This is a genomic window from Mammaliicoccus sp. J-M40 (assembly GCF_022386395.1).
Taxonomy (GTDB): domain Bacteria; phylum Bacillota; class Bacilli; order Staphylococcales; family Staphylococcaceae; genus Mammaliicoccus; species Mammaliicoccus lentus.
In genome coordinates this window covers 308,273-322,774 of record NZ_JAJNIQ010000002.1, presented here as the reverse complement: position 1 = coordinate 322,774, position 14,502 = coordinate 308,273, and the positions used below count along the sequence as shown (strand labels likewise).

Sequence of the window (14,502 nt, the reverse complement as noted above, 5' to 3'; positions counted from 1 at the left end):
AATTTATTCAACTTAAATCAACACGAATATTCTGAATTTTGAATAAGCATTACCCAATATCTACTTGTTGTTTTATCACAATAAAGCGACAACGCGAAGCAATTATTCATTTTATAGGTATAAATATACAATACTAGTATAATAATTACCTATTTTTACAAGTAAAGGATTAATTTATATGTATTTGCATACATAAAATATACATATGTAAAATTACACAAATATTTTTATTAAGTTTCTTAAAATATAAAAAATATTTTTCAATCTGTTATAATACAATTAATTCTTAACGTTAGAGGTAGGTAATTATGAAATTTTGGAGTATTTTTACCTTCAGTTACATAGGCATATTTTTAATTTTATGTTTAGTATTTATGAAGGATTTAGATCAAGCGAGTAATATTTTCTTTTATATGATGACTATTTTATTTGCAGTTAGTTGGCTTATTGCAATGAAACAGGATGGTGTTGGAGAAGTATCTAGACAAGCAATACGTAAATTTAACTTTCACATGAAATCTAAAGCTTCACAATCATATTTAGAAGACGATGAAGTAATGAATCCAAATATGAAGGATATAAATCTTAAAGAAAGAAATGTATATGATTGGGTGATACCGTTTGTTGTTGTTAGTACTGTATTTTTTATCATATCTATTATAATAGGATTTTTAGTTTAGCTGATTGTTCGTGTTAATTAATATGGTCAATAAATTACCGTAAGTTGTCTAGTGCGCTTCCTTATGTAGAGTGCGCCAAAAGTTCAACACACAAGTAAAAAACAGGCTGGGACAAAATCATGTCTCAGCCTGTTTCATTATAATGTTAGTAAACAGCTGTTAAGCTCTATGTTGCACGTGGACTCTGTCTTGCTACATTATAACCTTCTATGTTGCACGTGGACCTCGTCTTGCAACATTTTGACCTCGTATGTTGCACGTGGATCTCGTCTTGCAACATTTTGACCTTCTATGTTGCACGTGGACCTCGTCTTGCAACATTCATAAACATTATCCACAAAAAAGCTGAGACATTCGTTAAAAATGTCTCAGCTTCTTATTTTATTTAAATTTTTTAAAGATTAATACTGCGTTATGTCCACCAAATCCTAGGCTGTTACTCATTGCATATTCAATGTCTAAATTAGCCGCTTCATTAGGTGTAATATCTAAGTTAATTTCTGGGTCTGGTGAAGTTGCATTTATTGTTGGTGCAACGATACCATTTTGTATAGATAAGCCTGTTAAAATAGCTTCTACTGCTCCTGTTGCGCCTAATAAATGACCCATCATTGATTTTGTAGAACTTATTTTAAGGTTTTTAGCTGCTTCGCCAAACGTAGAGTTGATTGCTAATACCTCGTATAAGTCACCAATTGGTGTACTTGTACCATGAGCATTTAAATATTGAATGTCTGCGGCTTTAATACCTGCATCCTCAATAGCCGCTTGCATTGCTCTAGCACCGCCTTCACCATTTGGAGATGGTGCTGTAATATGGTATGCATCACCTGTTGAACCGTAGCCAACAACTTCAGCATAAATATGAGCCCCACGAGCTTTAGCTGATTCTAATGACTCTAATACAACAACTCCAGCGCCTTCTCCCATAATGAATCCATCTCTTCCTTCTTGGAATGGACGGCATGCTGAGTCTCTATCTGGATTAGTAGATAATGCTTTGTTAGCACTGAAACCAGCCATAGCCATTTCAGTAATTGGTGCCTCTGTTCCACCAGCTATCATAACATCAGCATCTCCACGTTGAATGATTTTGAAAGCATCACCAATTGAATTTGTACCTGTAGCACATGCTGTAACAGTACAACCATTTGGCCCTTTAGCTCCTAAATCAATAGAAACTTGTCCTGTAGCCATATCTGGAATCATCATAGGTACGAAAAATGGGCTTACACGTTTTGGTCCACGTTTTAACAACATATTATGAGAGTATTCGAAAGTTTCCATACCACCTATACCAGAACCAATCCATACTCCTACACGGTTGCTATTCTCATCAGTAATTTCATATTTAGAATCCTTTAAAGCTTCACGTGCAGCTACAATCGCATATTGAGTAAATCTATCCATCTTACGGTATTCTTTTTTAGGAATGTGATTTTCAATATCGAAGTCTTTTAATTCACCTGCTAATTTAGCTGGAAATTCAGATACATCAATTCTTGTGACTTTATCTATTCCGTTTTCGCCGTTGATTGCATTTTTCCATGTTGTAGGGACGTCATTACCCAAAGGATTTAACGTTCCTAAACCAGTCATTACAACACGTTTTTTTTCTGTCATTATTAAATTTCCTCCTATTTACCCCAGCGTAACGTTATGGCACCCCAAGTTAGGCCGCCACCAAATCCTACTAGGACTAAAGTATCATTATCTTTTATTTTACCTTGTTCTATTTCATATGCAATACTTAAGGGTATTGAAGCTGCTGAAGTATTGCCATATCTATCAACAGTTACACTCATTTTTTCTTTCTCAATACCTAATCGATCTCTTGCTGACTCCATAATTCTAATATTCGCTTGGTGAGGCACAAACATATCAACATCTTCTGGTTCAAGACCTGCTTTTTCTACAACTTTAGTAGATGCTTCCCCCATAATTCTCACTGCAAATTTAAATACTTCACGGCCGTTCATTTGTATCGTATTAGCGTCCATATCTTGGTATAAATATGGTCCTCCATTCCCATCAGAACCTAATTCAACACCGAGTATACCTCTTCCTTCAGACACTTCTCCAATGACAGCTGCTCCAGCTCCATCTCCAAAAAGAATCGCTGTGCTACGATCATTCATGTCTGTTATTTTTGTTAATTTATCAGCACCTACTACTAAGACATTTTTATAAAGTCCCGAACTAACAAATTGTTGAGCTGTAACAATTCCATAAATGAAGCCTGTACATGCTGCTAATTGATCCATTGAAGGGATTTTATTTAAACCTAATCTTTTTTGTAATGTTGTAGCTACAGTTGGAAATGGTTTATCTCCAGTAGAAGTAGCAACTATAATCATTTCAATTTCATCTTTATCAAGACCAGAATCTTCAATAGCTCTCACTGCAGCTTCATATGCTAAATCACTTGTATCTTCGTCCTCCGCAGCAAAACGTCTTTCTTTAATACCTGTCATTTTTCTAATCCACTCATCTGAAGTATCTAAATAGCTTTCAAAATGTGCGTTTGTTACTACACGTTCTGGTGAATATGCACCAAAACCTTTTATACCAATATCCATTAGAGACACCTACTTATAATCTGTTATTATTATCAGGTACTAATTTATCATACTTTTACTATTACATACAAGTCAATTAACTTTACCCAAATATTTAAATCGTTTTCATGATTAAAGGTATACATTTTATAAAAAGTTAATTATAATGAAATGTATGATACTAAATGTAACGGAGGAAAAGATATGCATTATATTATGACGTTTATATGGGCATTCTTGTTATCACAAATGATTAACTTTGTATTACATAGTTTAGGCGGTTCTGAAGCATCTATTAACGTTCTTAACCCTACTATTTATGCTATCGTTTTTACAGTTGTAGTTATATTATTCAGCCTAACAATAGGCAAATCTGAACCTAAAGAACAGGTTGATCACCAATAATTTTACATCAAAAAATCCCACCAATGCAATTTATTGGTGGGACTTTTTATTAATTATTCATTTACTTCAAATTTTACTTCTTCATTTTCAAGATGCACGTTAACTTGAGTACCTTCTTTTAATTCTTTACCAATCATTAGTCGAGCTAAAGGTGTTTCAATTTGTCTTTGAACAAATCGTTTCAATGGTCTTGCACCAAATTGTGGTTCGTATGCTTCTTTTGCAATCCATTCTTTAACATCTTGATCTACATTTATCTTAATATGTTGATCTGTTAATCTAATATTTAAATTAGTGATAATGTGATCAACGATAAAGCTCATATCTTTAACAGACAATGGTTTGAATAATACAATGTCATCCATTCTATTTAGGATTTCCGGTTTGAAATGAGCATGTAAACTATCTGTTACTTGTTTTTTAGCTGATTCTTCAATTTCTCCAGATTCAGTTACGCCATCTAATAAGAATTGAGAACCAATATTACTTGTCATAATAATAATTGTGTTTTTAAAGTCAACACTTCTTCCTTTTGCGTCAGTTAATCTACCTTCATCTAATAATTGTAGTAACACGTTAAATACGTCATTATGCGCTTTTTCAATTTCGTCTAGTAGTATTACTGAATATGGCTGTCTTCTAACAGCTTCAGTTAATTGACCGCCTTCTTCATATCCTACATAACCTGGAGGCGCACCAATTAATCTAGCGACAGAATGTTTCTCCATGTACTCACTCATATCAATTCGAATCATATGTTTTTCAGAATCAAACAATGTTGCTGCTAATGTTTTAGCAAGTTCTGTCTTACCAACCCCTGTTGGTCCTAAGAATAAGAAACTACCGATAGGTCTGTTTGGATCTTTAATACCTGCTCTAGCTCTTACTACTGCATCCGCTACTAAATCAACTGCTTCATCTTGACCTACTACACGTTCATGTAGAATATCAGACAATTTTAGAAGTTTTTCTCTTTCAGTTTCTACTAATCTCGATACAGGTATACCTGTCCATTGGCTTACGATATAACCGATTTCTTCGTCAGTTACGATTTCTCTTATTAAACGATCATGGTCAGCGCCATTTTCTTCAGCGAAACTATCTTCTAATTCTCTTAATTCCGCTTCAATTTGTGGTATTTTACCGTGTTTAAGTTCAGCAGCTTTACCTAAATCATATTGATTTTCTGCATTTTCTAATGCTTTTTTACTTTCATCTAATTCTGCTCTTTTATCTTGTAATGATTTAATTTGTTCTTTTTCTTCTTCAACTTTACTTTGTAATTGCTGTTGTTTTTCTTTTTCATCAGCAAGTTCTTTTTGAAGTTCTTCTAATCTTATTTGACTTGCTTGATCTGATTCAGATTTTAATGCATTTTCTTCAATTTCAAGTTGCATTACACGACGATTTACAGCATCTAATTCAGTTGGATTAGATCCCATTTCAGTTCTAATTGTTGCACATGCTTGGTCTACTAAATCAATCGCTTTGTCAGGTAAAAATCTGTCCGTAATATAACGATCAGATAATTCTGCTGCTGCCACTATTGCTCTATCTTGGATTCTAACACCATGGTGAACTTCATATCTTTCTTTTAAACCTCTTAAAATAGAAATTGTATCTTCTAAATCTGGTTCACTAACATTTACTTTTTGGAATCTACGTTCTAATGCAGAATCTTTTTCAATGTATTGACGATATTCGTTTAAAGTTGTTGCACCAATACAATGTAATTCACCTCTAGCAAGCATAGGTTTTAACATGTTACCTGCGTCCATAGCACCTTCTGTCTTACCAGCGCCGACTAACATGTGGATTTCGTCGATGAATAATAGAATCCGCCCTTCAGAATCTTTAACTTCTTTCAAGACAGCTTTCAATCTTTCTTCAAATTCACCTCTATATTTTGCACCAGCTACTAATGCTGATAAGTCCAATTCAAAAATTGTTTTATCTAAAAGTGATTCAGGAACGTCTCTTTTTACAATACGTTGAGCTAACCCTTCAACGATTGCTGTTTTACCTACACCTGGTTCACCGATTAATACTGGGTTGTTTTTAGTTTTACGGCTTAAAATTCGTATAGTATTTCTAATTTCTTCGTCTCTTCCGATAACTGGATCCATTTTGCCTTTTCTGACTTCTTCTACTAAATCTCTTCCATATTTTGATAATGCTTCATATTGTACTTCTGGATTTTGTGATGTCACTCGATTTCCTCCCCTGATTTTATTTATAATTTCGTTTACAACTTCCTTTTTGTTTCCGACAAATTCTTGAGTCGTTTGATCAACTTCAATTGCTGCTTTTAATAGATGTTCCATAGACATGAAATCATCTTGCATTTCTTCTTTAATTTTATCTGCTTTATTAAATAACTCATTTAGTTTAGGTGAAATATATTGTCCGTATTGAATATTGTCACCTTTCACTACAGAATATTGATTTAATTTCTTATTATATGCTTTTTCCAAATCTTCTGTATCAATATTTGCTCTATCTAAAGTTCTTTTAAAAATACTTTCGTCTTCATTTAATGCTGATAATAATACAGCTTCGATTTCAATATTTTGTAGTTGTTGAGATTGAGATAATTGTTGTGCTTTTTCAATAACACTTTGCACTGAATATGTCATTTGATTAATATCCAAATGTATCACCTCTTTAATTTTTAACGGTCAATATAGTTTGACTATCTTTGACCTATTTTTATTATATACTGTTTGACCTTCTTTGACAAATATAAAGCTTTTAAATTTTCCAACCTTTACAATTACATTATATGGTAAAATACAATTGAATAATACTTACGGGAAGTGATCATTTGCAAACGACATACACAGAAGCAACTTCAGTAATTGAGTATATTATATCTCATGGTCAGCGTATGCATTTTAATGCTCACAATTATATATACCATTCTGGAGACCTAAGTAATCACATTTATGTTGTAATTGAAGGAAAAGTTATTCTTCACCGTATTATGGAAGATGGAAAAGAGTTCAACACGAAATTAATTGGTCCGAGGAGCATATTCGGTTCTACTACACTATTTTGTGGCAGAAAGACTCACACTCTATCCGCAAAAACAAAAGAAAATGCAACCATTATTAAATTACCGAAAAAAGATTTTGAAGAAGCTATTTTAAATGACGAAGTGCTTAAATATGAATGGTTGCTATGGGTGCAAAACGAAAATGAAAAACATGAATATCAAATTAGAGATATTTATACACTTGGCAAAACAGGAGGATTCTATTCTGTTCTTATTAAACTAGCAAATACTTATGGTGTCGCAGATGAAGAAGGCATATTAATAAATGTCGAATTAACTAATCATGAATTAGCGAATTTTTGTAATGTCACAAGAGAAAGCGTTAATCGTATGTTAAGTCATTTAAAAAAAGAAAATATTGTATCTGTTAAACATAAAACGATTATCATTAAAGATTTAAATTATTTAAAAAACGCTATTAACTGCGATAATTGTCCCCTATCTATTTGTAGAATAGAATAAAAAAACAGGTTGAGACATTTATATATCTCAGCCTGTTTTTCTTTTATAATATTAACTAACGCCCAGTGCTATTTTAGCATAGCGTGACATTTTGTCTTTATCCCAAGGTGGTGTCCAAACAATATTTACTTCAGTTTCTTTGATTTCAGGTAATTCAGCTAATGCTGTTTTAACCATATCAACGATTTGCGGCCCCATTGGACAACCCATTGAAGTTAATGTCATCTCTACTGTACATAATCCTTCGTCGTCTAAATCAATATTATAAACAAGACCTAAGTTAACGATATCAATTCCAAGCTCTGGGTCAATAACATTCTCCAATGCTCCTAAGATGCTTTCTTTCATTGCTTCTTCCATGTTTTTCACCTCATTCTAAAAGTTACTATATATAATATATCAAATTTAAAGCGTACGATAAAGAAAATGATATGATATTATAGTGTAAGAAGATAGAAAAAAAGATAGGAGTTATCGGTATGGACAAACATTTAATCTGCTTAGATTTAGACGGTACTTTATTAACAGATGAAAAGAAAATCCCAACTTATACCAAGAGGGTATTACAATATTTAAAGAAATCTGGTCATGAAATTATCATTTCCACTGGTCGACCATATCGAGCGAGTATAGATTATTATAATGCTATGCAGATGAATACACCTATCATCAATTTTAATGGCGCACTTATTCATCATCCTCATGACAATCGTTTCGAACCCGTACATGAACAATTAGACGCTCGAATTGCGACAAAAATTTTCAACGATGTGAGTAAATTAAATATAAAAAATATAATCGCTGAAGTGCGTGATCAAGTTTATATTAATAACTATGATCAAACTTTATTCGAAGGTTTTAGCATGGGCGACCCAGAAATCAAATATGGAGAACTAGATAAATTATTACCTGAATCTCCGACAAGTTTATTAATACAAGCGGAAGATGACGAGATTCCTCGAATTAAAAGACATTTAAGCAAATATTATGCTGAACATATAGAACATCGTCGTTGGGGTGCACCCTTCCCTGTAATTGAAATCGTTAAAAAAGGAATTAATAAAGGGAAAGCTGTAAAATATGTCGCTGAATATTTAGACATTGATTTTGATAATATTATCGCTTTTGGAGACGAAGATAATGATTATGAAATGATACAATTTGCTAACTATGGTGTGGCTATGGGAAATGCGATACCTGAATTAAAAGAAATAGCAAATGACGTTACAGACACGAATAATGCTGATGGTATTGGAAAATACTTAAATAATTATTTTGATTTAAATATGTAGGGGGTTATATAAATGAAAATGATAGTTGATAGTGGTTCTGATTTAACATTAGAACAAATTAAAGAGCATGATTTTTACTTTTTACCATACGGTATCGTGATTGATGATGAAAGTAAAGTCGATCAATATGAAATATCTAATGATGAAGTATTAGCAGCTATAAAAGAAAATAAACACCCTAAGACAAACCAAGCAACTATGGAACAGATGACTAAAGTTTTCACTGAAGTAGCAGAAAAGAAAGAAAAAGCTATTTACTTAGCATTCAGCAGTGCTTTAAGTGGTACATATCAAACAGCATGTTTAGTCAAAGAACAAATCAAAGATGAATATCCTGATTTAGACCTTACAATTTATGATACATTAAGTGCTTCTATGGGTCTTGGTAAAATGATTTTAGATGTGCAAGATAAAATTAATCATGATTATTCATTTGAAGAAATTGATGAATATATTAAAAACAAACTGGAAAAAATTAGACATTTATTTACTGTTAAGGATTTAAAATATTTAGCAAGTGGTGGTAGATTATCTAAAGGACAAGCATTTTTAGGTACATTACTAAACATTAAACCATTACTCCATGTTGAAGAAGGTAAACTTGTACCAATTGAAAAGTATCGCGGTTCAAAAAAGTTATGGCATGCGATAATTGAAAAAATGAAAAACGAAAATAGCGATTATAGTGATCAAACTATTTATATAACACATTCTGATGATTTAGAAGAAGCGGAGAAAATCAAAGAATTAATGGTCGAATCATTAAAACCAAAAGATGTTAATATATCTGACATTGGTCCTGTTATTAGTTCACATACTGGAAGTGGTACTGTTGCCATTTTCTATTATAAGGAGTGACCGACATGAATAAAATTATAGTTATAGGTGCTGTTGCTGGTGGCGCAACTGTCGCATCACAAATTAGAAGACTTGATAATGAAAGTGAAATCGTCGTATACGAAAAAGATAGAGACATGAGCTTCGCTAATTGCGGTTTACCTTATTATTTAGGTCAAGTCGTTGAAGATAGAGATTACATGTTATCTGCAACACCAGAACAATTCAAAGAAAAGAAAAATATAACCGTAAAAACTTTTCATGAAGCCATTGCTTTAAATGATAAAGAAAAAACAATTACGATTAAAAATCATGAAACAGGCGAAACATTCGAAGATAAATATGACCAGCTTATATTAAGTCCAGGATGTAGAGCTAATCAACTACCTGTTCAATCTGATAGATTATTTACGTTAAGAAATTTAGTAGATACTGATAAAATCGAACAATTTATAGAAGAAAAAAATGTTCAATCTGCTCTTATAATTGGTGCAGGTTATGTCAGTTTAGAAATATTAGAAAATCTTTATTACAGAGGTATTGATGTTACTTGGATTCACAGAAGCGATCATATTAATAAAAGTATGGATAAAGACTTGAACCAATCTATATTTGATGAAATTGAAGATCGCGCTATCAATTACCGTTTAAATGAAGAAGTAACAAATGTAGAAGATCGTACGGTATCATTTAAATCTGGAAAAGTAGAAGAATACGATTTAATCATTGCTGGAGTTGGTATTAAACCTAATAGCGACTGGTTACAGTCCTCCTCAGTTCAATTAAACGATAAAGGATATATTCCAGTAAATGAATTTTTCGAAACAAATGTTCAAGATGTATATGCGCTTGGTGATGTCATCGAAACATTTTATCGCCATACTAAAAAACGTACAAGTATCACACTAGCATGGGGTGCGCATAGAGCGGCAGGATTGATTGCTGAAAACTTACAAATTAATAAACAGAATGATAGAGCTTCATTTAAAGGCCTTTTAGGTACGAATATCGTTCGCTTCTTTAATTATGCATTAGCAAGTGTCGGTGTTACTGAAGCGGAATTAAAACAATACGATTATTCAGTAGTAGAACAAACTCAAAAACAGCATGCAGGATATTACCCAAATGCTGAACCACTAACATTGCGCGTTTATTTCGATAAAGAAACTCGTAAAATATTAAGAGCTTGTGCGGTTGGTAAAGACGGAGCCGATAAACGAATCGATATTCTCTCAACAGCTATTATCGGTGGTTTAACAGTAGATGAATTAAAAGAAATTGAAATTGCATATGCCCCACCTTTCTCTAGTCCAAAAGATATCGTGAATATGATAGGATACAAAGCACAAAATAAATAAGTAACTAGAGCGAATTAATCGAGCGTATGATGATTAATAAAATTTAAATAAACACGTTATCCCCCACTAAAGTTAGTATAACTGCACTTTAGTGGGGGGTTTTATATTATAGCGATGTGGTTATATATTTGAGTCGGGATATAAATCGCTTATAATATGGAGGATATGTTGCACGTGGAGCGCGTCTTGCAATATTCGGAGGCGCTATGTTGCACGTGGACATCGTCTTGCAATATTCGGGGGTGCTTTGTTGCACGTGGAGCGCGTCTTGCAATATTCGGGGGTGCTTTGTTGCACGTGGAGCGCATCTTGCAATATTCGGGGGTGCTTTGTTGCACGTGGACATCGTCTTGCAATATTCGGGGGTGCTTTGTTGCACGTGTGACTCGTCTTGCAACATTCGGGTACTCTTATTGTCACTTCTCACCAAACGTGTCAACAACGACATTCTTATTGTCCCTTCTTGCAAAACGTGTCAACAATAATATCACAACAACACCATAACTACGCCCTACCTTATACTTCGTTCACTACATCACCCGACTTTTTACCTCGTTATTCAATACATACAAATATATACATTAAAAAGGACCTTTTCGTTTGGATTCGCAAACGTAAAGGTCCTTTTTCTTATTAAATTTATTTATTCATTTTTTGTTTTTTACTTTTTCGGGATACTAAATATATAAATAAACCAAATAATACGACAACCATTATTGCAGCTACGAAGTAAGTGTTATTTAAACCTCGCTCTTTTATTATCGCGTATAATTCTGTTTCTTCACGATCAGTTATCAAATTATATTCATTGTTTTTCTTCTTAATGTTATCTCCTACAATTAATCCAGAAAGCATTTTATTTTTTTCAATATCTTCCCCTGATATTGTTACTTTTTTAGATTTGCTTGAGTCATTAACATTAAGAATATAATCTATTGTATTTGTATCATAATAATACAACATCGTTCCTTTATCATGAGGTAATACTTTAACTGTTCCTTCAAATAATTCTTGATACTGTTTAAAAGTATTTGAAACCTTTTCTAAGTATTCTACTACTTCTTTATCCGTTCTAAAGTTCTGCAGTTGGTTGATTGTTTCTATTTTACTACCGTTTGCAGCTATTTCAGTCCCGTAATTCATCATAATTGGGCCTTTATATCCCCACATATAAGTCATTAATTGTTTTATACGTGTGCCAGGGAACATATTTTCATCAGCTGCATGTTTAGTAAATCGTTCTGTGAACCAAGTATCTGCCATTAGTACTTCATTACTTTTATTATATGTAGGTATATCAGTATTTACATTTTTAAAAGCGTCTTGCAAAGAGGTTCTCATGTTATTTGATGATAAATGTGTAAAGTTGTTAGCTTTTATACCGTCTTTATTGATAATACCGTAAGATTCAACACCTTCAGGTATAAACTCTTCTGCATCTATACCATCTTGAACAATATTCATAGATACCCCATCAACTTGATATTCTTCAACAAAAGATTCTACTTTTGCTTTATAAAGTCCTTGGTTTTCAGGATCTTTTAAATCTATAAATTTATCATCTTTGAAATATGATTTTTGTATATTATTTAAATCGCCATCAATAGATTTATTGAATTCTGACGTATAAGTAACAGGCATATCTACTACAATTTCCATATCTTTTTGATGTATTTTATCGATTAGTGATTTAAAGGCTTTCTCCCCACCTAACACTTTATCAATACCATCATAGTTCTTTACTTTATAACCTAAAAAGTCATTTTTATCGTGTTCAAATACTGGCGATATATGTATCGTATTAAATCCCATATCATGTATATATTCTAGTTTAGATGATATTCCTTGAAAGTCCCCACCTAAAGGAAGATCGTTAGATTTATCATTATTCTTTATCATTTTATTATTCTCATTGTTGCCGTTCATAAATCTATCTACGACTAAACTATATATTCTAGGATATTTTACATCTTCATATTCTTCTTCTTCAGCAAAAACATATCCACTAAAAATTGGCGCCATTAACATGACACTTAAAACTAACTTTGTCCATTTTTTCATATACTCAACCCTCTTTATTACCCAATTATCTCTATTATACTAAAACGTTTACTTTACTGATAGCCCATCATGAAATTGTCATAAAAAAAGGGAGTAGGATAGAAATCTCATTTTAATAAATAGATTTCGTAGTCCCACCCCGGGAAGGATGACTAGGGTTGAAAAAAGCTTGATATAAGCGTATTTTCAATCCAGTCAGCTCCTGCCATTATAATAAATGAGGCTGAGACATGTACTTATGTCCCAGCCTCTTTTAAATAAAATTATCCGAAATGTAATACGCCCATTGGTAAGTAACTACCAAGTAGAATTGTAAGTACCATAGCGATAATTGTGGCTATTAAGAAACCTTGACTGTTTTTGTTCTTTTTCTTTTTAGCAATAGTCATTTCGATTAAGCCAATTACGATAAGTCCTAATAATAATTTAATACCGTATAGCATGCCGTCGATACCCATAGCTTGAATAAATAATACAACACCAGAAACAAGTGTAAATACCATAAACAATCTTAAGACCATATGAACTGGTTTATTTGTAACTTTAACATAGACTACGAAGAATAAAATAATTGTTACTAACCAACTAAAAATATGGAAATGTGTCAATTTAAGTTCCCCCTAAATATTAATATTTCTATTCCAATAAGCATTATAACATAGGAACTAAAAGAAACATCTAAAATTTAGCGTCCTTATTTAAATTTCACTTATAATTCACATTTTATACAAAATTAAATTTCATGAAATTCGAATTTAACAAAAATCTTTAAAATTTCGATTACCATTATAAATAATAAGAGCCTGAGACATTAATTATGTCCCAGACTCTATGCCAGTATTTATAAATTATTTTTCGCTTATAAATGTTGTTAAAGTACCGATACCATCAATCGTTACTTTTACTTCATCACCTGGTTGTAAGAATTGTGGCGGATTCATACCAGCGCCAACACCTGCTGGCGTTCCTGTAGCAATAATGTCTCCAGGATGTAACGCAACATATTTAGAAATTTCTGCGATTAATTCGTCAATTTTTAAAATCATTTCGTTTGTATTGCCATCTTGTCTAATTTCATTATTTACTTTCGTAACAATGTTTACGTCTTCTGGCATTGGTAACTCATCTTTAGTTACGATATATGGACCCATTGGGCAACCGCCTGTTAATGATTTAGATAAGAATGCTTGATCGTGTTCTTTTTGAGCTTTTCTATCAGTAATATCATTAATAATCGTATAACCATATACGTAGTCTAATGCTAAACCGCGTGGTATTTTTTCTCCTGATTTACCTATTACAACTCCTAGTTCACCTTCGTAATCTAATTTTTCTGTTACATCTTGGTGATTTGGAATTGTTGCATTATCACCAGTTAATGATGATGCTGCTTTAGTAAATACATATAATCTATTTACTTCATTATTTAATTCTTCAGCGTGTTTTTTGTAATTACGTCCGAAAGCAATCACATTATTTGTTGGCGTAACGGGTGGTAAAAACTCAATGTCTTCAAAGCTATATTTATAATCGGCTTTTTGAGCAGTTTCTTCTACATTAACTACAGCTTTTCTTACCGCTTCTTGAAAATCAACATTAACATTTTCTTGTAAGCCTTCTAATAATGTTTTTGGATTAAATTTTTCTTCTCCAAAGTCTTGGAACACCTTGCGTAAATCCCATACTGCATCTTCTCTTTTTACTTTAACACCATATGAAGTAATATCGTTATATTTAAAAGTTAAAAATTTCATCCACTCTGTCAGCTCCTTCTTGTTCTTGTGACCCATTATA

General features: G+C 32.4%; 13 protein-coding genes. 6 read left to right on the top strand and 7 right to left on the bottom strand.

Annotated features, from left to right (window positions below):
* The first annotated feature begins 308 nt into the window (after window positions 1–308).
* A complete protein-coding gene (locus LQ688_RS04225; protein ID WP_064204847.1) occupies window positions 309–680 on the top strand; it encodes a DUF3899 domain-containing protein in 372 nt (123 codons plus the stop codon).
* Window positions 681–1,061: 381 nt separating this feature from the next.
* On the opposite strand, the gene fabF is transcribed toward LQ688_RS04225, so the two are convergent.
* Both fabF and LQ688_RS04215 read right to left on the bottom strand, forming a co-directional pair.
* On the bottom strand, window positions 1,062–2,303 hold the full coding sequence (fabF, locus tag LQ688_RS04220; protein ID WP_070045157.1) for a beta-ketoacyl-ACP synthase II: 1,242 nt from the start codon (window positions 2,301–2,303) through the stop codon (window positions 1,062–1,064).
* 14 nt (window positions 2,304–2,317) lie between these two features.
* Window positions 2,318–3,259: a beta-ketoacyl-ACP synthase III gene (locus LQ688_RS04215; RefSeq protein WP_064205090.1), complete on the bottom strand. Its 942-nt coding sequence runs from the start codon at window positions 3,257–3,259 to the stop codon at window positions 2,318–2,320.
* A gap of 183 nt (window positions 3,260–3,442) precedes the next feature.
* Here LQ688_RS04215 and LQ688_RS04210 point away from each other — a divergent pair, with 183 nt between their 5' ends.
* Window positions 3,443–3,643 carry a YjzD family protein gene (locus LQ688_RS04210; RefSeq protein WP_016999321.1) on the top strand — a complete coding sequence of 67 codons (201 nt, stop codon included), beginning with the start codon at window positions 3,443–3,445 and terminating at the stop codon, window positions 3,641–3,643.
* Window positions 3,644–3,696: 53 nt separating this feature from the next.
* Here LQ688_RS04210 and clpB read toward each other — a convergent pair whose 3' ends face one another.
* The gene (gene clpB / locus LQ688_RS04205) at window positions 3,697–6,294 is read right to left on the bottom strand and encodes an ATP-dependent chaperone ClpB (protein WP_070045158.1); all 2,598 of its coding nucleotides are present in this window, start codon (window positions 6,292–6,294) and stop codon (window positions 3,697–3,699) included.
* Window positions 6,295–6,467: 173 nt separating this feature from the next.
* On the opposite strand from clpB, the gene LQ688_RS04200 reads away from it, so the two are divergent.
* Window positions 6,468–7,160, top strand: a complete 693-nt coding sequence (locus LQ688_RS04200) for a Crp/Fnr family transcriptional regulator (protein ID WP_064205092.1) — start codon at window positions 6,468–6,470, stop codon at window positions 7,158–7,160.
* A 51-nt stretch (window positions 7,161–7,211) separates the two neighbouring features.
* Here LQ688_RS04200 and LQ688_RS04195 read toward each other — a convergent pair whose 3' ends face one another.
* Complete coding sequence (locus LQ688_RS04195; RefSeq protein ID WP_016999318.1) at window positions 7,212–7,520, bottom strand: metal-sulfur cluster assembly factor; 309 nt, start codon at window positions 7,518–7,520, stop codon at window positions 7,212–7,214.
* Window positions 7,521–7,639: 119 nt separating this feature from the next.
* On the opposite strand from LQ688_RS04195, the gene LQ688_RS04190 reads away from it, so the two are divergent.
* Genes LQ688_RS04190 through LQ688_RS04180 form a run of 3 tightly spaced genes read left to right on the top strand, consistent with a single transcriptional unit; the run spans window position 7,640 to window position 10,647 of the window.
* A complete protein-coding gene (locus LQ688_RS04190; RefSeq protein WP_070045160.1) occupies window positions 7,640–8,452 on the top strand; it encodes a Cof-type HAD-IIB family hydrolase in 813 nt (270 codons plus the stop codon).
* A gap of 12 nt (window positions 8,453–8,464) precedes the next feature.
* Entirely contained in the window at window positions 8,465–9,310 is an 846-nt protein-coding gene (locus LQ688_RS04185; RefSeq protein WP_016999316.1) for a DegV family protein, read from the top strand.
* 5 nt (window positions 9,311–9,315) lie between these two features.
* Complete coding sequence (locus LQ688_RS04180; RefSeq protein WP_070045161.1) at window positions 9,316–10,647, top strand: CoA-disulfide reductase; 1,332 nt, start codon at window positions 9,316–9,318, stop codon at window positions 10,645–10,647.
* Window positions 10,648–11,286: 639 nt separating this feature from the next.
* On the opposite strand, the gene LQ688_RS04175 is transcribed toward LQ688_RS04180, so the two are convergent.
* From LQ688_RS04175 to LQ688_RS04165, 3 genes are all read right to left on the bottom strand, one after another.
* Entirely contained in the window at window positions 11,287–12,708 is a 1,422-nt protein-coding gene (locus tag LQ688_RS04175) for an alpha-amylase family protein (protein WP_016999940.1), read from the bottom strand.
* A 263-nt stretch (window positions 12,709–12,971) separates the two neighbouring features.
* Entirely contained in the window at window positions 12,972–13,316 is a 345-nt protein-coding gene (locus tag LQ688_RS04170) for a YisL family protein (RefSeq protein WP_016999939.1), read from the bottom strand.
* Window positions 13,317–13,556: 240 nt separating this feature from the next.
* Window positions 13,557–14,462, bottom strand: a complete 906-nt coding sequence (locus LQ688_RS04165) for a fumarylacetoacetate hydrolase family protein (RefSeq protein ID WP_016999938.1) — start codon at window positions 14,460–14,462, stop codon at window positions 13,557–13,559.
* Window positions 14,463–14,502: the final 40 nt, after the last annotated feature.

What these genes read in the sequence shown, in the direction of transcription:
- LQ688_RS04225 (WP_064204847.1), top strand. Translation starts at nt 309, where the DNA reads ATGAAATTTTGGAGTATTTTTACCTTCAGTTACATAGGCATATTTTTA.
- fabF (WP_070045157.1), bottom strand. Translation starts at nt 2,303, where the DNA reads ATGACAGAAAAAAAACGTGTTGTAATGACTGGTTTAGGAACGTTAAAT.
- LQ688_RS04215 (WP_064205090.1), bottom strand. Translation starts at nt 3,259, where the DNA reads ATGGATATTGGTATAAAAGGTTTTGGTGCATATTCACCAGAACGTGTA.
- LQ688_RS04210 (WP_016999321.1), top strand. Translation starts at nt 3,443, where the DNA reads ATGCATTATATTATGACGTTTATATGGGCATTCTTGTTATCACAAATG.
- LQ688_RS04195 (WP_016999318.1), bottom strand. Translation starts at nt 7,520, where the DNA reads ATGGAAGAAGCAATGAAAGAAAGCATCTTAGGAGCATTGGAGAATGTT.
- LQ688_RS04190 (WP_070045160.1), top strand. Translation starts at nt 7,640, where the DNA reads ATGGACAAACATTTAATCTGCTTAGATTTAGACGGTACTTTATTAACA.
- LQ688_RS04185 (WP_016999316.1), top strand. Translation starts at nt 8,465, where the DNA reads ATGAAAATGATAGTTGATAGTGGTTCTGATTTAACATTAGAACAAATT.
- LQ688_RS04180 (WP_070045161.1), top strand. Translation starts at nt 9,316, where the DNA reads ATGAATAAAATTATAGTTATAGGTGCTGTTGCTGGTGGCGCAACTGTC.
- LQ688_RS04175 (WP_016999940.1), bottom strand. Translation starts at nt 12,708, where the DNA reads ATGAAAAAATGGACAAAGTTAGTTTTAAGTGTCATGTTAATGGCGCCA.
- LQ688_RS04165 (WP_016999938.1), bottom strand. Translation starts at nt 14,462, where the DNA reads ATGAAATTTTTAACTTTTAAATATAACGATATTACTTCATATGGTGTT.